At 73.0% G+C, this 18369-nt stretch carries 16 protein-coding genes, 3 tRNA genes and 1 pseudogene; 12 read left to right on the top strand and 8 right to left on the bottom strand.

Annotated elements, in window-relative coordinates; all coding sequences use genetic code 11:
• The 5 genes and pseudogenes from CHR28_RS33900 to CHR28_RS33880 all read left to right on the top strand — a co-directional run.
• A pseudogene (locus tag CHR28_RS33900) lies at positions 1–895 on the top strand (DNA polymerase III subunit gamma and tau); the annotation flags it as partial.
• 117 nt (positions 896–1012) lie between these two features.
• Positions 1013–2263: a phosphoribosylamine--glycine ligase gene (purD, locus tag CHR28_RS33895; protein WP_094057557.1), complete on the top strand. Its 1251-nt coding sequence runs from the start codon at positions 1013–1015 to the stop codon at positions 2261–2263.
• Between the two features lie 342 nt (positions 2264–2605).
• Positions 2606–4507: a hypothetical protein gene (locus tag CHR28_RS33890; protein WP_179272652.1), complete on the top strand. Its 1902-nt coding sequence runs from the start codon at positions 2606–2608 to the stop codon at positions 4505–4507.
• 220 nt (positions 4508–4727) lie between these two features.
• A complete protein-coding gene (locus CHR28_RS33885) occupies positions 4728–6203 on the top strand; it encodes a N,N-dimethylformamidase beta subunit family domain-containing protein (RefSeq protein WP_094057556.1) in 1476 nt (491 codons plus the stop codon).
• Between the two features lie 69 nt (positions 6204–6272).
• Entirely contained in the window at positions 6273–7172 is a 900-nt protein-coding gene (locus CHR28_RS33880) for a phosphoribosylaminoimidazolesuccinocarboxamide synthase (protein ID WP_094057555.1), read from the top strand.
• Positions 7173–7214: 42 nt separating this feature from the next.
• Here the strand turns inward: CHR28_RS33880 and CHR28_RS33875 are convergent.
• The 8 genes from CHR28_RS33875 to CHR28_RS33840 form a co-directional block, all read right to left on the bottom strand.
• Positions 7215–7290, bottom strand: a tRNA-Gly gene (locus tag CHR28_RS33875).
• 22 nt (positions 7291–7312) lie between these two features.
• Positions 7313–7933: a response regulator transcription factor gene (locus CHR28_RS33870; protein ID WP_094057554.1), complete on the bottom strand. Its 621-nt coding sequence runs from the start codon at positions 7931–7933 to the stop codon at positions 7313–7315.
• Entirely contained in the window at positions 7930–9207 is a 1278-nt protein-coding gene (locus CHR28_RS33865; RefSeq protein WP_094057553.1) for a sensor histidine kinase, read from the bottom strand. The genes CHR28_RS33870 and CHR28_RS33865 overlap by 4 nt, the downstream gene beginning before the upstream one ends.
• 22 nt (positions 9208–9229) lie before the next feature.
• Positions 9230–10027 (bottom strand): ABC transporter permease, encoded by a 798-nt coding sequence (locus CHR28_RS33860; RefSeq protein WP_094057552.1) that lies wholly within the window; start codon positions 10025–10027, stop codon positions 9230–9232.
• Positions 10024–10989: an ABC transporter ATP-binding protein gene (locus CHR28_RS33855; protein WP_094057551.1), complete on the bottom strand. Its 966-nt coding sequence runs from the start codon at positions 10987–10989 to the stop codon at positions 10024–10026. Before CHR28_RS33855 ends, CHR28_RS33860 begins: the two co-directional genes overlap by 4 nt.
• 127 nt (positions 10990–11116) lie before the next feature.
• A tRNA-Gly gene (locus CHR28_RS33850) sits at positions 11117–11189 on the bottom strand.
• Positions 11190–11269: 80 nt separating this feature from the next.
• Positions 11270–11341, bottom strand: a tRNA-Gly gene (locus CHR28_RS33845).
• A gap of 134 nt (positions 11342–11475) precedes the next feature.
• Positions 11476–11793, bottom strand: coding sequence for a histone-like nucleoid-structuring protein Lsr2 (locus CHR28_RS33840; RefSeq protein WP_094057550.1), 318 nt, complete (start codon positions 11791–11793; stop codon positions 11476–11478).
• Positions 11794–12061: 268 nt separating this feature from the next.
• Here CHR28_RS33840 and purS point away from each other — a divergent pair, with 268 nt between their 5' ends.
• The 7 genes from purS (at position 12062) to CHR28_RS33805 (ending at position 18368) form a co-directional block, all read left to right on the top strand.
• Complete coding sequence (gene purS / locus CHR28_RS33835; RefSeq protein WP_030251612.1) at positions 12062–12325, top strand: phosphoribosylformylglycinamidine synthase subunit PurS; 264 nt, start codon at positions 12062–12064, stop codon at positions 12323–12325.
• On the top strand, positions 12322–13002 hold the full coding sequence (gene purQ / locus CHR28_RS33830) for a phosphoribosylformylglycinamidine synthase subunit PurQ (protein WP_094057549.1): 681 nt from the start codon (positions 12322–12324) through the stop codon (positions 13000–13002). The genes purS and purQ overlap by 4 nt, the downstream gene beginning before the upstream one ends.
• Entirely contained in the window at positions 12999–15257 is a 2259-nt protein-coding gene (gene purL / locus CHR28_RS33825) for a phosphoribosylformylglycinamidine synthase subunit PurL (RefSeq protein WP_094057548.1), read from the top strand. The genes purQ and purL overlap by 4 nt, the downstream gene beginning before the upstream one ends.
• Positions 15258–15372: 115 nt before the next feature.
• Positions 15373–15873: an ArsR/SmtB family transcription factor gene (locus CHR28_RS33820; protein ID WP_094057547.1), complete on the top strand. Its 501-nt coding sequence runs from the start codon at positions 15373–15375 to the stop codon at positions 15871–15873.
• A gap of 47 nt (positions 15874–15920) precedes the next feature.
• Positions 15921–16754, top strand: coding sequence for a M23 family metallopeptidase (locus CHR28_RS33815; protein ID WP_094057546.1), 834 nt, complete (start codon positions 15921–15923; stop codon positions 16752–16754).
• Between the two features lie 5 nt (positions 16755–16759).
• Positions 16760–17557: a maleylpyruvate isomerase family mycothiol-dependent enzyme gene (locus CHR28_RS33810; RefSeq protein ID WP_094057545.1), complete on the top strand. Its 798-nt coding sequence runs from the start codon at positions 16760–16762 to the stop codon at positions 17555–17557.
• A gap of 37 nt (positions 17558–17594) precedes the next feature.
• Entirely contained in the window at positions 17595–18368 is a 774-nt protein-coding gene (locus CHR28_RS33805) for an META domain-containing protein (protein ID WP_094057544.1), read from the top strand.
• Position 18369 lies beyond the last annotated feature (1 nt).

Here is an 18369-nt window from a genome sequence, read left to right as displayed (position 1 = left end):
GCCCACCGCCGCGTCCGCGGGCAGCGGCCGCCGTCCGGGCGGCTGGCCCACCTCCGCCCCGGGCGCACCCGCCCCCGGCACCCCGGCATCGGGCCCCGCGACGCCGAGCACCCCGGCGCCCAGTGCCCCGGCGCCCAGCGCTCCCGCCCCGAGCGCCCCCGCGACGGCACCGTCCGCACCGCCGGCCGCTGCCGCACCCCCCGCGTCCGGCGGCCTCGACCCCCGCATGCTCTGGCCGAACATCCTGGAAGCGGTCAAGAACCGCCGCCGCTTCACCTGGATCCTGCTCAGCCAGAACGCCCAGGTGACGGGCTTCGACGGCACGACCCTCCAGCTCGGGTTCGTCAACGCCGGCGCCCGGGACAACTTCCTGAGCAGCGGCAGCGAGGACGTGCTGCGGCAGGCGCTGGGCGAGCAGTTCAACGTCCAGTGGAAGATCGAGGCGATCGTCGACCCCTCCGGCGGCTCCGCGCCCCCGGCCCCGGGCGGCCCGTCCGGCTACGGCGGCGGCCAGCCCGGCGGCGCCGGCGGCTACGGCACCGGCGGTGGCGGCTACGCCTCCGGCGGTGGCTCCGGCACGGGTTACGGCTCGGGCACCGGCTACGGCTCCGGCGGCGGTACGGCGACCGCCCAGCGCTCCGCCCCGGCCCAGTCGGCGGCCCCGGCGGCCCCCGCCTCACAGCCGGGCGGCCCCGCTTCCGCCGTCTCGGCCCCGGCGGCCCCGCCCGCCCCCGTCCCGCAGCCCTCGGCCCCCCAGCCCCGCCACGTCTCCGTGGAGGAGGACATCCCGGAGGACGACGACCCCGACCTCGACGAGTCGGCCCTGTCCGGACAGGAGCTGATCGTCCGGGAGCTGGGCGCGACGGTCGTGGAGGAGTTCTCGAACGAGCCGTAGGGGAGTGGCGGCCCGCCCGGTTCGGCGCCGGCTTGGAGGAACGTCCAAGCCCGCCGCCCCGCCCCCTTCGGAAGCCCGCACAAGGGAAACCCGGCTCCTCCCGTTAGGCTGACCCCCGTGAAGGTCCTCGTCATCGGTACCGGCGCCCGCGAACACGCCCTGTGCCACGCCCTGTCCCACGACCCCGACGTCACGGCGCTGCACTGCGCCCCCGGCAACGCCGGCATCGCCGAGGTCGCCGAGCTGCACCAGGTCGACGCCCTGGACGGCGCCGCCGTCACCGAGCTCGCCCGGCGGCTCGGCGCGGACCTCGTGGTCGTCGGCCCGGAGGCGCCGCTGGTCGCCGGTGTCGCCGACGCCGTGCGCGAGGCCGGCATCCCGGTCTTCGGCCCGTCCGGCCGGGCCGCCCGGCTGGAGGGGTCCAAGGCCTTCGCCAAGGACGTCATGGCGGCGGCCGAGGTGCCCACGGCCCGGTCGTACGTCTGCACGACCGCGGAAGAGGTCGACGCCGCTCTCGACGCCTTCGGCGCCCCGTACGTCGTCAAGGACGACGGGCTCGCCGCCGGCAAGGGTGTCGTCGTCACCGACGACCTGGAGACGGCCCGGGCGCACGCGGCCGCCTGCGAGCGCGTGGTCATCGAGGAGTACCTGGACGGCCCCGAGGTCTCCCTGTTCGCCGTCACCGACGGCGAGACGGTCGTGCCGCTGCAGCCCGCCCAGGACTTCAAGCGCGCGCTCGACGGCGACCAGGGCCCGAACACCGGCGGCATGGGCGCGTACTCCCCGCTGCCGTGGGCCGACCCCAAGCTGGTCGACGAGGTGCTGCAGACCGTGCTGCAGCCGACCGTGGACGAGATGAGCCGCCGCGGCACCCCGTTCTCCGGCCTGCTCTACGCCGGTCTCGCGATCACCTCCCGGGGCGTTCGCGTGATCGAGTTCAACGCGCGCTTCGGCGACCCCGAGACCCAGGTCGTGCTGGCCCGGCTCAAGACCCCGCTGGCGGGTCTGCTGATGGCCGCGGCCACCGGCAACCTCGCCCACCTGGAGCCGCTGCGCTGGAGCGACGACGCGGCCGTGACCGTGGTCGTCGCCTCGCACAACTACCCCGGCACCCCGCGCACCGGCGACCCCATCACCGGTCTCGACGAGGTCGCCGCCCAGGACGCCCCGCACGCCTACGTGCTGCACGCCGGGACCCGGCGCGAGGGCGACGCGATCGTCAGCGCGGGCGGCCGCGTCCTGTCCGTCACGGCCACCGGCAAGGACCTCGCCGAGGCCCGCGACCGGGCCTACACCGCCGTCGGGCGCATCCGCCTCGACGGTTCCCAGCACCGCACCGACATCGCCGCCAAGGCAGCGGGCGCGTAGCCGGCGGCGGTCCGCCGCCGTCAACCGCGAGCGGGAGAAACCACCCCCGCGCCGATGAACCTCCCAGGCCCCGGATCCGTCTCAGGATCCGGGGCCTGAACCATGCGCCGGGCGGGGGCCTGATCCTCGCGGTCCGTCATCCACCTTTCCCCAGAGCCATTCCATCGAGTGACCGATGTCCTTTCCGGCTGACGGGGGGCGAGGCCCCAACTAGGGTGCGGCGCAAGCGTTCCGGCACTTGGCCCACCGGCATTGCGATGTCGGTGGCGGGTGCCACAGTGGGGGAGTGAGCAAGGAAAGCGTCAGGTCAACGGGGAGGGGGTGAGGTCGGTCGTGACCGGAATGGGTGTGGAGGCAGGCGCGCAGGCCGCGCGGTCCCGGGCGCTCGTCGTGCTGCGCATCCGCAGCCGGGCGCTGGCCGTCGCCCTGCTGCCGGCGGCCGCCGCCGTGATCCTGCTCGCGGGCATCCCCACCGGCCATCTGGCCGGTCCAGGCTGGGACGCCACCCGCTGGATCCTGACGCCGCTCGCGCTGCTGGTGCTGCTCGCCGCCGCCGGCATCGCCCTGGTCGTGGCCCGGGCCCGGCCCGCCATGACCCCCACGGTCGCCATCGCGGAGGAGGCGGCCCCGGATCTGTACCGGATGGTGCGCGACCTCGCCGACCGCCTCGACGTCCCCGCGCCCTCGGCGATAGCGCTCACACCCGACTGCGACAGCTGGCTGGAGGACCGCACGCACCGGGCCCACGGCCCGCCTCCGGTGGAGGAGCACGAGGACATAGCGGGGGCGGGCCGGCACGCCCACCGCCGTCACCCGGTCGCACCGGTGCTGGTCATCGGTTCCCCGTTCCTGTGGTGGATGCGGGTCGGCGAGCTGAGGGCCGTCCTCGCCCCGGTGGTGGCCGGCACCGGGCCCTCGGCCCACCCGGACATAGCCGCCGCCCGGCGTTTCGTCCGGGGCCTGGACGCCGCGGTCGCGGTGACCTCGGCGCCCCGCCGCGACCCGGTGTCGCGGCTCGTGCTCGCCGGAGTCGGCTGGGTGGCCCGGGTCCTGCTGCGCAGCTGCCGGGTGCACGCCGCCGAGATGGAGCGGGGCGTGGCGGCCGCGGCCGCGGAGCGTGCACAGGCTGTGGACTACGGTCTGCGGATCGTCGCCCAGGAGCAGGTGGGCCTCGCGTACGCCGGCTGGGACCGGCTGCTGACCCGGGTCGCCCTGCCCGCCTGGCGGATGGGCCGCTGGCCGTCCCGGCTGGACGCGGGAGTCGTGGCGGCGCTCACGGAGCTGTCCCGCCGCGACCGGCTGGCCGAGGGCTTCGCGTCCCGGCTCGGTGAGCGGCCCGCCTGCGATCTGCTGGAGGAGCCGGGCGCGGTCGACGAGGCCGCCTCCCTGCTCGCCGCCCGTCTCTTCCACGGCGGGCCGGCCGGGCCCGGGCCCGACTGGGCGCCGGTGGACTGGAGCGAGTATCCGGAGGAGGTCGTGGACCGCAAGTGGCGCCTCGACGCGGCCCGCCTCCACCGCGTCCTGGACGCCCTGGGCGTCCGTCCCGCACCGGGGCCCGCGACACCCACGGGCGCCCCGACCCTCGCCCGCGTCCTGGACCACCTGACGGGCTTCGCCGCCGACGGCCCGACGGCCCCGGGCGAAGACGCCACCGCGGGAACCGGCACCGCCCCGGGAACCGCCACCGCCCGCACGGCCGGCGCCACGACGGGAGCGGCCCCCCGGCCGTCCCCCGCCACACCGACCGCAGCCGGCACCCCCGGCACCCCCGGCGCCCCCGGCGCCCCCGGCACCGCCGGCACCTCCGACACCGCCGACGACGAAGACCTCTCCGGCACCACCCCCCGCAGCGCCGCCCTCGCCGCCCGCCTCAGCGCGGAGCTGTCCCGCGAGGAGACCGCGGCCCCCCGTCCGTCCCCCGCCGCCGACACCCCGGCCGCCGACCCCGCCGCCCTCTGGGACGACCGCACGCTCCCCCTCTTCCCGCTCCAGCCCCCGCGCACGGCCCGGGAACTGCTCGCCGACCACCTCACGGCGATGGTCTGCTGCGCCGCGATGGACACCGCCGGCGCGACCCCGGGCCTCGACTGGCTGGACGGCCCGACCCTGCTCGTCGACGGCGCCCGCACGCCGGATCTCGCCCCGAAGGTCCTCGCCCTGATCGAGGACGGAGACGCCGCCCCGCTGCGGGTCTGGCTGGCCGACCTGGGGATACGGCCGGAGAAGCCGGTCCGCCTCGCCTGAACCGGGCCCTCCCCCGGCGCCCGCCCGCCGGAGCCTCACCTTCCGCTTCTGGCCAATTCAAAACGAACAGTGACGAAGTGCGCGCGTTATGTGATGTGCTTGGACCGTTCACGCGCGTGGCAAAGGCGTGCGACATACGACAAAAACACAAGACCACACACGACACCGCACACCACATCAGCAGGCACCACCACGGGGGCGAAGGGGAGGGGAAGCGACTATGCGTTCGGAGCAGATCCGCCGCTGGGAGTTGGGAGCACTGGCGCACGCCGTGACGGATCCCTTCGGGCAGGGTCCCGTCCCGTGGCTGCGCGGCAATGTGACGTACTTCGACGACACCGGCCGGATCGTCCCCTGGTACGTGGACCAGGACGCGCCCCACCTCCAGCGGAAGGGCGGCCGCTCCGGCGGCCCCCGCGCGGCCGACGACGTCCACCGCCAGATCAAGGGCTTCGCCTCCACCGGAGCGGTCGCCCCGGGCGAGGCCGTCGACTTCCACATCACGGTCGACCCGCCCCAGCAGTTCGCCGTCGACATCTACCGCATCGGCCACTACGGGGGCGACGGCGCCGCCAAGATCACCACCAGCCCCCGCCTGTCCGGCATCGTCCAGCCCCCGCCCCTCACGGCCGACCGCACGGTCTCCTGCCACCACTGGTGGCTGTCCTGGCGCCTGCAGATCCCCTCGTACTGGAACATCGGCGCGTACGTGGCCGTCCTCACCACGGCCGACGGCTACCGCTCCCACGTGCCGTTCACCGTCCGCCACGACCAGCCCGCCGACCTGCTCCTCGTCCTGCCCGACATCACCTGGCAGGCCTACAACCTCTACCCGGAGGACGGGCGCACGGGCGCGAGCCTCTACCACGCCTGGGACGAGGAGGGCCGGCTGCTGGGCGAGGCGGACGCCGCCACGACGGTCTCCTTCGACCGCCCGTACGCGGGCGCCGGCCTCCCCCTGCACGTCGGGCACGCTTACGACTTCATCCGCTGGGCCGAGCGCTACGGCTACGACATCGCCTACGCGGACGCCAGCGATCTGCACGCGGGCCGCGTCGACCCCACCCGCTACCGCGGCCTGGTCTTCCCGGGCCACGACGAGTACTGGTCGGCCGACATGCGCCGGACCGTGGAGGTCGCCCGCGACGCCGGCACCTCGCTGGTCTTCCTCTCCGCCAACTCCGTGTACTGGCAGGTGGAGCTCGGCCCCTCCCCGTCCGGTGTCCCGCACCGGCTGCTGACCTGCCGCAAGCGCAAGGGCCCCGGGAAGCCGGTGCTGTGGCGGGAGATCGACCGGGCCGAACAGCAGCTCCTCGGCATCCAGTACGCGGGGCACGTGCCCGAGCCGCACCCGCTGGTCGTGCGCAACGCCGGGCACTGGCTCTGGGAGGCGACCGGGGCGCACGAGGGCGACGAGATCGAGAACCTGGTGGCGGGCGAGGCCGACCGCTACTTCCCGCGCACCCCGCTGCCCGACCACGAGGAGCGGGTCCTGCTCGCCCACTCCCCGTACACCGACAAGGAGGGCGTCCTCCGCCACCAGGAGACCTCCCTCTACCGGGCCCCCTCCGGCGCCTGGGTCTTCGCAGCAGGAACGTTCGCCTGGTCCCCGGCCCTGGACCGCCCCGGCCACGTCGACGCGCGCGTGCAGCGCGCCACCGCCAACCTCCTCGACCGCATCTGCAAACGCGACTGACCCGCTGTCGGTGATCAAGCTCGCATACGGGAGAATCGAGCCACTCGTACAGAACCACGGGGAGGAACCGTGTCCGGATTCGTCGAAAAGCCCGAGCCGCTCCAGATTCCGGGCCTGGTGCATCTGCACACCGGCAAGGTGCGCGAGCTCTACCAGAACGAGGCGGGCGACCTCGTGATGGTCGCCAGCGACCGCATCTCCGCCTACGACTGGGTGCTGCCGACCGAGATCCCGGACAAGGGCCGGATCCTCACGCAGCTCTCCCTGTGGTGGTTCGACCAGCTCGCCGACCTGGTCCCGAACCACGTCCTGAGCACGGACCTGCCCGCCGGCGCCCCCGCCGACTGGGAGGGCCGCACGCTCGTCTGCAAGAGCCTGAAGATGGTCCCCGTGGAGTGCGTCGCCCGCGGCTACCTCACCGGCTCGGGCCTGGCCGAGTACAACGAGACCCGCACGGTCTGCGGCCTCGCCCTGCCCGAGGGCCTGGTCGACGGCAGCGAGCTGCCCGCCCCGATCTTCACCCCGGCCACCAAGGCCGAGGTCGGCGAGCACGACGAGAACGTCTCCTACGAGGAGGTCGCCCGCCAGGTCGGCGCCGACACCGCGGCCCGGCTGCGCCAGGCCACCCTCGCCGTCTACTCGCGGGGCCGGGACATCGCCCGGGAGCGGGGCATCATCCTCGCGGACACCAAGTTCGAGTTCGGCTTCGACGGCGACACCCTGGTCCTCGCGGACGAGGTCCTCACCGCCGACTCCTCGCGCTTCTGGCCGGCCGACCAGTGGCAGCCGGGCCGGGCGCAGCCGTCGTACGACAAGCAGTTCGTGCGCGACTGGCTCACCTCGGCGGAGTCCGGCTGGGACCGCGCGAGCGAGCAGCCGCCGCCCGCCCTGCCGCAGCAGGTCGTCGACGCCACCCGCGCCAAGTACGTGGAGGCCTACGAGCGGCTGACCGGCACCGCCTGGTCGTAGGACATGAAGAAGCCCCCCGGCCGGAACCGGGGGGCTTCTCGCTGGAGCGAACGACGAGGTTCGAACTCGCGACCTCAACCTTGGCAAGGTTGCGCTCTACCAACTGAGCTACGTTCGCATGCGCCGTGGCGCGGGAACCACTATACCCAACCTCGCTCCCGCGCGAGCCGCACCGCGGCATGCCGGTTCTCCGCCCCGAGCTTCGACACGGCCGACGACAGGTAGTTCCGCACGGTCCCCTGGGACAGCGCCGCCCGCTCGGCGATCTCCGCGACCGGTGCCCCGTCCGCGGCGAGTTCCAGCACCTCGGCCTCCCGCGCGGTCAGCGGCGAGTCCCCGGCGGCGATGGCGTCGGCGGCCAACTCCGGGTCGACGTACCGGTTCCCGGCGTGCACGGTGCGGATGAGCTCGGCCAGCCGCTGTGCGCTCACGGTCTTCGGCACGAACCCGCGCACCCCGGCCTCCAGCGCCCGCTTCAGGTGCCCGGGCCGCCCATGGCTGGTGACGATGAGGACCTTGCATCCGGGCAGTTCCGACCGCAGGGATGTGGCGACCTTCACACCGTCGGCGCCGGGCATCTGCAGATCCAGCACGGCGACGTCGGGCTTGTGGGCCCGGGCCATCGCCAGGGCCTCCGGCCCGGTGGCCGCCTCGGCGACGACCATGATGTCCTCCTCCAGCGCCAGCAGCGCGGCGAGCGCGCCCCGGATCAGGTGCTCGTCGTCGGCGAGCAGCAGCCGCACGGGCTTCACGGCCGTCATCCGGTGACCTCGTCGGCGACCTCACGCGCGGCGGCGGACCCGGCCGGGGCCACCGGCGGCAGGGCGATCTCCGCCCTGAGCCGGAACAGCCCCTTGCCGACGGGCCCGGCCTCCAGCGTCCCGTCGAGCTTCGCCAGCCGCTCCCGCAGCCCGGCCAGGCCCGTACCGGTCGAGCCCGACGCCATCGGCACGCCGTCCTCCGTCCCCGTGACCCCGTCGTTCTCCACGGACAACACCACCCGCCCCTCCCGCACCCGCAGTTCCACAGCACACCACCGCGCGTCCCCGTGCCGCAGCACGTTCGTCGCGGCCTCCCGTACGACCCACCCCAAGGCGGACTGCACCTCGGCCGGCAGCCCCGCCGGGGTCCGCCCGCTCACCGTGCAGTCGATCCCGGCGGCGGCCAGCACCCCTTGCGCACCGGCCAGTTCCGACGCGAGGTCGGCCTCCCGGTAGCCGCGCACCACCTCGCGCACCTCCCGCTGGGACTCCTGCGCGAGCCGCTGCACCTCGACCATCTGCGCCACGGCCTCCGGCCGCCCCCGCTGCGCCAGCTGCACGGCCAGCTCGCTCTTCAGGGCGATCACGGCGAGGTTGCGCCCCATGACGTCGTGCAGATCCCGCCCGAACCGCAGCCGCTCCTCGGCGACGGCGAGCCGGGTCCGGGTCTCGCGGGCCTCGTCGAGCTCGTAGACGGCGTTGAGCAGCCAGACCGAGAACACCGCCGTGAAGGCGAGGAACAGCCCGCCGGCCAGCACGATCAGCGCGGTGGACAGGGCCGTGAGGGCGGAGGCGCCGACGACCAGGGTCACCACCCAGGTGCCCGCCGCGAACGCGCCCGCGATCCCGAAGGCCCGCCGCCGGTCGCGGACGCCGAGCGCCATGATGCCGGGGCCGAAGATCAGGATGACCCCGAAGACCCCGCCCGCGGCGGTGTCCAGCCCCTCGCGGTCGGGTCCGTGCTCGGCCAGCGTGATCGCCGCCACGGCGATCACGGCCGTGACGGCGCCCAGCGCCCACAGCAGCCCGACGGGCTGCGGCCTGCGGCCCCGCGTCCAGTCCACCGCCGCCGACACGGTCACGAAGCAGAGCCCGGCGTGCACGGCCACCACCAGCATGGCGGCGGTGCCCCAGCGCGGCCCCATCGGCACGACGGACGTCAGCCCGACGGAGAAGAACTCCATCACCGCGAAGAGGTGGAACGACAACCGGGTGTACGTCTCGACCTTCTCCGGCGTGGTCTTCCCCCGCCACCACCTGCCCGGCCCGCGCATCAGCCCGTCACTCCCCGTCCGCTCAGCGCCGCGGTTCCCAGTGGAACCTCCGCCGTACAGCAAACACGGCGACGGCGATCCAGGCCACCGCGACCACGAGGGCGCCGAGCGCGTCCGAGACGGGCAGATCACCGGTCCAGCCACCGCGCACCAGGGTGATGACGGGCGTCAGCGGCAGCAGCTCGCAGACGCTCGCCACCTTGTCCGGCAGCAGCTCCAGCGGGACGAACATCCCGGAGCCGACCATGGAGACCATCAGCAGCGGCATCGGCGTGACCTGCGCGCTCTCCCCCGTGCGGGTGACGCTCGCGGTGGCCGCGGCCAGGGCGGCGCACATCACGAGCCCCAACAGCAGCCCCAGGACGGCGTAGTGGGGCGCGGACGGCGCGGCCACGTCCAGCAGCACGCTGCACCCGGCGGCCAGCAGCAGGGACTGCGCGAGCCCGGTGAGGACGGCCGGCAGGGCGGCGCCGGACAGGATCTCGGCGTCCCGCAGCTCACCGGTGCGCAGCCGCTTGAGGACGAGTTCCTCGCGCCGGACGACGAAGGTGCCGACGAGCACCGAGTAGACGGCGAACAGCAGGGAGAAGCCGATCGCCGCGGGCAGCACGAAGGTCCCGGTGTCGAGCCCCGCCTTGGCGAGGTCCATCTCCTTGGCCGCCTGCGAGGCGCTGACCGGCAGCACCAGCGGTACGAACAGCGCGGCGACGAGCGCGCCCCTGGTGCGTCCCAGGAGGGTCAGTTCGGCGCGGGCCAGCGCCGTCATCCGGCTCAGCGCGGTGGTCGCCGCGGGACGGGGGGTGGTGGGCAGGGCGCTCATGCCGCGAACTCCTTCGTCGTGGTGGCCCGCTCGGCGGAGACGTCCTTGGCGATCTGGAGGAACGCCTCCTCCAGGGAGGCCGACCGCACGTCCAGGCGGCGCAGCTCGACCCGGGCCCGGTCGGCCCACAGCAGCAGCCCGGTGGCGGTCCGCTGCAGTTCATGGGTGCGCAGCCGGACGATCCGGCCGTCGGTCTCGTGCCCGGCCACGCCCAGTTCGCCGAGCGGCGGAAGGTCGCCGACGAAGTAGCCGTCGGGCAGCTCGAAGGAGATCCGCGAGGGCTCCGCCGCGGTGACCTCGGCCGGGGTGCCGGTGGCGGCGATACGGCCCTCGTGCATGATCGCCAGCCGGTCGGCGAGCTGCTCGGCCTCCTCCAGGTAGTGCGTGGTCAGCAGCACGGTGGTGCCGCCGTCGCGCAGCGCGCTCACCAACTCCCAGGTGTGGTGGCGGCCTTCGGCGTCCAGACCGGTGCTCGGCTCGTCCAGGAACAGCACCTCGGGGTCGCCGAGCAGGGCGAGCGCCAGGTCCAGCCGACGGCGCTGTCCGCCGGAGAGCTGCTTGACCCGGATGCCGGCCTTGGACTCCAGCCCGACCAGGGCCAGCACCTCCGCGGGCGGCCGGGCCCCGCTCACGCACCCGGCCCACATCCGCGCGGTCTCCGCGACGGTCAGCTCGGACGGGAACCCGCCCTCCTGCAGCATCACGCCGGTGCGGGGGCGTACGGCGGCCCGCTCGGTGTACGGGTCGTGTCCGAGGATCCGCACCCGGCCGTCCGCCGGCGGGGCCAGTCCCTCCAGCAGTTCGACGGTCGACGTCTTGCCCGCGCCGTTGGTGCCGAGCAGCGCGAAGATCTCCCCGCGCCGCACGGAAAAGCTGATTCCGCGAACGGCCTCGAACCCGCCCCCGTACACACGCCGCAGGTCAGTGACCTCAATCACGTGTTCGTGTCCGTTGGTTTCCATGCCTCAAGCGTTCCGCCCGCGGGGCCCGCGGAGCAGTGCGCGCTGTCATCACTCGGCATGACAAATGTCAGAGAGGGCCGGGGATACGAGAAGACCCCGGTCCATCAGGACCGGGGTCTCATTCCCGAGCGGACGACGAGGCTCGAACTCGCGACCTCAACCTTGGCAAGGTTGCGCTCTACCAACTGAGCTACGTCCGCATTGCTCCCGACCAGCTCTCACTGACCGGTGCGGGCACCAGCCTACCTGATCCACATCCGTGGTCGGTACGGCAGTGCAGAGCGGGTGACAGGAATCGCACACTGCGCCTTCCCCCTGGAAGGGGGATGTTCTACTACTGAACTACACCCGCATGTTCCGTGAGCTGGGCCTTTCGGCCGCGCCCCTCGGCGTGCTCCAGACTCTAGCTGATCAGCGGGGGTGCTGCGCAAGTCGGTTGCCGCGAGGGGCCGGTGACCGGTCGTCGGCGCGGGCCCGCAGGGGCCGTCACTGGGCGGCGCTGAACGCCTCGTAGACCTTCTTGGGGATGCGCCCGCGCGCGGGGACCTCCATGTGGTTGGCCTGGGCCCAGGCGCGCACGGCCGAGGGGTCGGGCGCCACCTCCGTCTGCCGGTAGGCCTTGCCCGAGCGGGACCGCTTGCGGCCGGCCTCCACGTAGGGCGCGAGCGCCTTCCGCAGTTCACCGGCGTTGATCTCGCTCAGGTCGATCTCGTACGACCTGCCGTCCAGTCCGAAAGCGATCGTTTCCGTCGCTTCCGAGCCGTCGATGTCGTCAAAGAGGGTGACCACGACCTTCTGCGCCACGAATATCGGTCCCTTCTTGCGGCACTTGCCAATTCATTTCTACAGTGCCCGGCAATGCATGGTGAAGCCCCGACTAAATCCTTCCGCGTGTCCGAACGCAATAGGTTTCGGGTGTCGATCGGGAATCTTTCCCGGAAATTTTCGTGTGTGTGCTCGTCGATGCCGGATCGTGATGGCGGTCACGTAGCTTCCTCCAAGTCGACGCGCGTAGAAATTTTGTGCGGGTAGTCTGAAGGAACCTGCTCAGCACCACACACCGGGAGTGCCAGTGGCACGCGTCGTAGTCGACGTCATGCTCAAGCCGGAGATCCTCGACCCCCAGGGCCAGGCGGTGCAGCGCGCACTGCCGCGGCTGGGTTTCGACGGGATCTCGGACGTCCGCCAGGGAAAGCGTTTCGAACTGGAAGTTGACGGGCCGGTCGACGAGGCCGCCCTCGCCCGCATTCACGATCTTGCGGAGTCCTTCCTCGCGAACACCGTGATCGAGGACTTCACCGTCCGGGTCGAGGAAGTCGCGGAGGCCGTGAAGTGACCGCTCGTATCGGCGTCGTCACTTTTCCGGGAAGTCTGGACGACCGGGACACGCAGCGCGCGATCCGGCTCGCCGGCGCCGAGCCCGTCGCCCTCTGGCACAAGGACAAGGACCTCAAGCAGGTCGACGCCGTGGTGCTGTGCGGTGGTTTCTCCTACGGCGACTATCTGCGCGCCGGGGCCATCGCCCGTTTCTCGCCGGTGATGGAACCCTTGCTGGAGCAGGCCAAGGCCGGCCTTCCGGTGCTCGGCATCTGCAACGGCTTCCAGATCCTCACCGAGGCGCACCTGCTGCCCGGCACGATGCTGCGCAACGACCACCTGCACTTCATCTGCCGCGACCAGAAGCTGCGGGTGGAGAACGCCGAGACCGCCTGGACCACCGACTACACGGCCGGCCAGGAGATCCACATCCCGCTGAAGAACAACGACGGGCAGTACGTCGCCGACGCGTACACGCTCGACCAGCTGGAGGCCGAGGGCCGCGTCGCCTTCCGCTACCTGGACTTCAACCCCAACGGCTCGCAGCGGGACATCGCCGGCGTCACCAACGCGGCCGGCAACGTGGTCGGCCTCATGCCGCACCCCGAGCACGCCGTCGAGCCGCTGATCGGCACCGGCCGCACCGACGGCCTCCCGTTCTTCACCTCGATCCTCAAGAAGCTGGTCAACGCATGAGCCGGACGCCTCTGGACACGGTCGAGCACGCGGCCGCGACCCCCGACGTCGAGCTGCCCTGGGCCGAACTGGGCCTGAAGAAGGACGAGTACGAGCGCGTGGTCGAGATCCTCGGCCGCCGGCCCACCGGTGCCGAACTCGCCATGTACTCGGTCATGTGGTCCGAGCACTGCTCGTACAAGTCCTCCAAGGTGCACCTGCGCCAGTTCGGCGAGAAGGCGCCCGAGAACGACGCCATGCTCGTCGGCATCGGCGAGAACGCCGGTGTCGTGGACGTCGGCCAGGGCTACGCGGTCACCTTCAAGGTCGAGTCGCACAACCACCCGTCGTACGTCGAGCCCTACCAGGGCGCGGCCACCGGTGTCGGCGGCATCGTCCGCGACATCATCGCCATGGGCGCCCGCCCGGTCGCGGTCGTCGACCCGCTGCGCTTCGGCGCCGCCGACCACCCCGACACCAAGCGCGTCCTGCCGGGCGTGGTCGCGGGCATCGGCGGCTACGGCAACTGCCTGGGCCTGCCCAACATCGGCGGCGAGGTCGTCTTCGACGCCTGCTACCAGGGCAACCCGCTGGTCAACGCCGGTGCCATCGGCGTCATGCGGCACGAGGACATCCACCTCGCGAAGGCGTCCGGCGCGGGCAACAAGGTCATCCTGTACGGGGCCCGGACCGGCGGCGACGGCATCGGCGGCGCCTCGATCCTGGCGAGCGAGACCTTCGACGACGCCAAGCCGTCGAAGCGTCCCGCGGTGCAGGTCGGCGACCCCTTCCAGGAGAAGCTCCTCATCGAGTGCACCCTGGAGGCCTTCCAGGAGAAGCTGGTCGTCGGCATCCAGGACCTCGGCGCGGCCGGCCTGTCCTGCGCCACCTCCGAGCTCGCCTCGAACGGCTCGGGCGGCATGCGCGTCACCCTGGACGACGTCCCGCTGCGCGACTCCACGCTCTCGCCCGAGGAGATCCTCATGAGCGAGTCGCAGGAGCGCATGTGCGCGGTCGTCGAGCCGGAGAAGGTCGACCGCTTCCTGGAGATCTGCGAGAAGTGGGACGTCATCGCCACCGTCATCGGTGAGGTGACCGACGGCGACCGCCTGGAGATCTACTGGCACGGCGGCAAGATCGTCGACGTCGACCCGCGCACGGTCGCCCACGAGGGCCCGGTCTACGAGCGTCCCTACGCCCGCCCCGACTGGCAGGACGCCCTGCAGGCCGACGACGCGAACAAGCTGCCGCGGCCGGAGACGTCCGAGGAGCTCAGGGACCAGGTCCTCAAGCTGGTCTCCTCCCCGAACCAGGCCTCCAAGTCCTGGATCACCAGCCAGTACGACCACTTCGTGCAGGGCAACACCGTCCTCGCCCAGCCCGAGGACTCCGGCATGATCCGGATCGACGAGGAGACCGGCCTCGGCGTGGCCATCGCCACGGACGGCAACGGCCGGTACGCCAAGCTCGACCCGTACCACGGCGCCCAGCTCGCGCTGGCGGAGGCGTACCGCAACGTCGCCACCACCGGCGCCAAGCCGCTCGCGGTCTCCGACTGCCTGAACTTCGGCTCGCCCGAGGACCCGGCGGTGATGTGGCAGTTCGCGGAGGCCGTGCGCGGTCTGGCGGACGGCTGCCAGCAGCTCGGCACGCCGGTGACCGGCGGCAACGTCTCGCTCTACAACCAGACGGGCGAGGCGGCCATCCACCCGACCCCGGTCGTCGCGGTCCTGGGCGTCATCGACGACGTCGCCCGCCGCACCCCGGTCGCCTTCCAGGAGGAGGGCCAGCTGCTCTACCTCCTCGGCGACACCCGCGAGGAGTTCGGCGGCTCGGCCTGGTCCCAGGTGATCCACGACCACCTCGGCGGCCTGCCCCCGAAGGTCGACCTGGAGCGCGAGCGGCTGCTGGCCGAGATCCTGATTGCCGGCTCCCGCGACGGCATGATCGACTCCGCGCACGACCTGTCCGACGGCGGTCTGATCCAGGCCGTGGTCGAGTCGGCGCTGCTGGGCGGCAAGGGCGCGCGCCTGATCGTCCCGGACGGTCTGGACGCCTTCACCTTCCTGTTCTCCGAGTCGGCGGGCCGCGCGGTCGTGGCCGTGCCGCGCTCGGAGGAGCTCCGCTTCACCGACATGTGCGGCGCCCGGGGCCTCCCGGCCACCCGCATCGGTGTCGTCGACGGTGACACGGTGGACGTCCAGGGCGAGTTCACGCTCACCCTGTCCGAGCTGCGCGAGGCGCACGAGGGCACGATCCCCGCGCTGCTGGCGTAAGCGACAGCCGCCAAGCCCCCGCCCGGTCCGTCCGGGCGGGGGCTTCGCCGTTCCCGGGACGACGTCTCGATCCACACCGTTGCACGGAATTACGTACTTCCGTAATCTCGATGTCGTGAACCTGGAAGAACGCGTCGCCGACCTCGAACGCCGTCTGGCGGTACTGGAAGGCGGCCGGCGCACCGGCCCCCGCGTCGACGGTGGTGACTTCTGGGCCCTGAACGTGCTCAAGGACCAGCTCTCCGGCGCCGGCATCGCCGACGGTGGTGTCCTCTACACCGGCTCGGTACGGCTGCCGACCGGCGAGGAGTACGCCTGGCAGATGACGGTCCTCACCGAGGACCTCCTGGACGCCGACGCGACGGCGGCCGCCGAGTCCCTGGCGGCGCTCGGCCACCCCGTCCGGCTCCGGCTGCTGCGCGAGATCATCGGCGGCCGCCGCACCGCCGCCGAACTGGCCGAGCTCGACGAGGTCGGCACGACCGGCCAGATCTACCACCACCTGCGTCAGCTCACCGGCACGGGCTGGCTGCACACCACCGCCCGCGGCCGCTACGAGGTGCCGCCGGCCCGGGTCGTCCCGCTGCTGGTGGCACTGGCCACGGCCCGTCCCTAGACGCACAGCACGAAGAGCCGGACGCACAGCACGAAGAGGGGGACAGGATGTCCGTACGCAAGTCCGGCATGATCGCCTGCCGGGTTCTCCAGCTGCTCTTCATCGGCCTGGTGATCGCCCACGTCTGCCTGGACTGGAGCCATTCCGTCCTGTGGGACCTGCTGCCGCTGGTGCTCGCGTACGCGGTCGTCACCGTCGCCAACCGGTGGGGCGGCGCCCCGGACAGCCCCCGGGTGGCCCGTGAGCCCGTCGAGGTCGCCCCGCCCGTGACCGGCCGCTGGTCCGCGCTGAACAGCCCGGCCGACCGGACCCCCAGCCACGGCATCCACGCCCACGGGCAGACCTACGCCATCGACATCCTGGCCGAGCCCGCGCCGGGACAGCGCCCCGCCTTCCGCTGGCTGTGGCCGCTCGCCCGCCGCCCCCAGGACTACCCCGCCTTCGGCGCCCCGATCCTCGCGGTCGCCGACGCCACCGTCGTACGGGTCTCGGACGGGCAGCGCGACCACCTCAGCCGCACCTCCCTGCCGGGGCTGGTGTACCTCATGCTGATCGAGGGCTCCGTGCGCGAGCTGTGCGGCACCGGGCGCATCCTCGGCAACCACGTCGTCCTCGACCTCGGCGACGGCACCTACGCCGCCTACGCCCACCTCCGCCGCGGCAGCCTCACCGTCCGCGAGGGCGACCGCGTCCGCGCCGGGCAGCCGATCGCCCGCTGCGGCAACTCCGGCAACTCCTCCGAACCCCACCTGCACTTCCAGCTGATGGACGCCCCCGACCCGGACGCGGCCCGGGGCGTCCCCTTCGTCTGGCGCGGCATCGGCGTCCCGCGCAACGGCGAGACCTTCGAAGCGCCCGCCGGGACCCCCGCCCTAGGCTGACCCCCATGCCCCCGGCCAGGAAACGTCCCCGCAGCTACGACCCCGCCAAGATCCGGGCGGCCGTGCTCGCCCAGTTCGGGCACGTACGGGCCGCCGTCGCCGGCCTCACCCCCGAGCAGCTCGCCCGGCCCACCCGGCTCGGCGACTGGACCGTGCGCGAGCTGGCCGCGCACTGCGCCATGGCCCTGGACGCCGTGGACCGGCTGCTCGCGGAGCCCGAGCCCGTCCGGCAGACCGGCCGGCTGCTCGACTGGCCGTTCGCCATCGCGGCCGACGCCCCCGCCATCGCCGGCACCGCCCGCCGCCTGGCCGAGGAGCACCCGGACCTCGACGCCCACCTCGCCGCAGCGGAACGCCGCTTCACCGCGAACCTGGACGCGCACCCCGCCGGCCGGCTGCTCCCGACCAGCGCCGGAGCCCTGCCGCTGGCCGACTACGCCGTGACCCGCACCGTCGAACTCGTCGTCCACACCGACGACCTCAACGCGGCCGTCCCCGGCCTGGACGTCCCCCACGACCGCCAGGCTCTGGCAGCCGCCACCCGGCTGCTGGCCGACGCGCTCGCCGTGAAGGCGCCCGGCGGCTCCACGGAGGTCCGGGTGCCGCCGTACGCGGTGGTGCAGTGCGTGGAGGGGCCGCGGCACACCCGGGGCACCCCGCCCAACGTCGTCGAGACGGACCCGCTGACCTGGATCCGGCTGGCGACCGGGCGGCGGACCTGGGATCAGGCGCTGCGCGACGCCGAGGTCAGCGCGAGCGGAGAGCGGGCGGACCTGTCGGCCCACCTGCCCCTGATGACATAAGGGGAACCGATCCCCCCGGGTGCCCCGTCGAAGTGGCATGGACAGGCAGAAGCAGCGCATGACCCTGACGGCCGCCGCCATGCTCGTCCCGCTCATGGCGGCCTGCGGCGGCGAGAAGGCGGACGGCGGCAGCGGCTCGGTCGGTCCCGAGCGGCCGGTCACCGGCGTGCGGTGGAGCGTGGACAGCGTCACCGCCGACGGGAAGACCCAGCGGGCCCCCGACGGCGCCCACGTGACCATCGACAACGGCCGGGCCGAGGGCAGCCTCGGCTGCAACACCTTCGGCGCGGACGCCACCGTCGACGGCGACCGCGTCCGCCTCGGCAGGACCATGGCCACGGAGATGGCCTGCGAGGACACGCCCATGGCGTTCGAGGAGACCCTCGCGCGCACGCTCTCCGGCCACGAGTTCCGGGCCCGGGTGGACGGCGACCGCCTCACCCTCACCACCGACCGGGGCGAGACCGTCCGCCTGACCGAGGCGAAGGACGCGCGGCTGAGCGGCACCAAGTGGACCGTCACCAGCCCCCGGGCCGACGGCAAGGCCCACCTCACGTTCGACGAGGGGAAGGGCACCGTCTCCGGCAGCCTCGGCTGCAACAAGGTGAACGCCAAGGCCACGGTGCGCGACGGCCATATCACCCTCGGCCCCCCGGCCACGACCCGAATGATGTGCGAAGACTCACTCATGGCCGACGAGAAGACGCTGCTGCGACTTTTCGACGGGCGGGTGAAGTACGCGGTCGATCACCGAACTCTCACGCTGACCAGCGAAAACGGCGCGCGTGTGCGAGCTGTCGCCGGGCGGTGAT

Source organism: Streptomyces sp. XY006 (assembly GCF_002237655.1).
GTDB lineage: Bacteria > Actinomycetota > Actinomycetes > Streptomycetales > Streptomycetaceae > Streptomyces > Streptomyces levis.
Note: the sequence above shows the minus strand (reverse complement) of the source record. Positions and strands in the feature narration are given on the sequence as shown.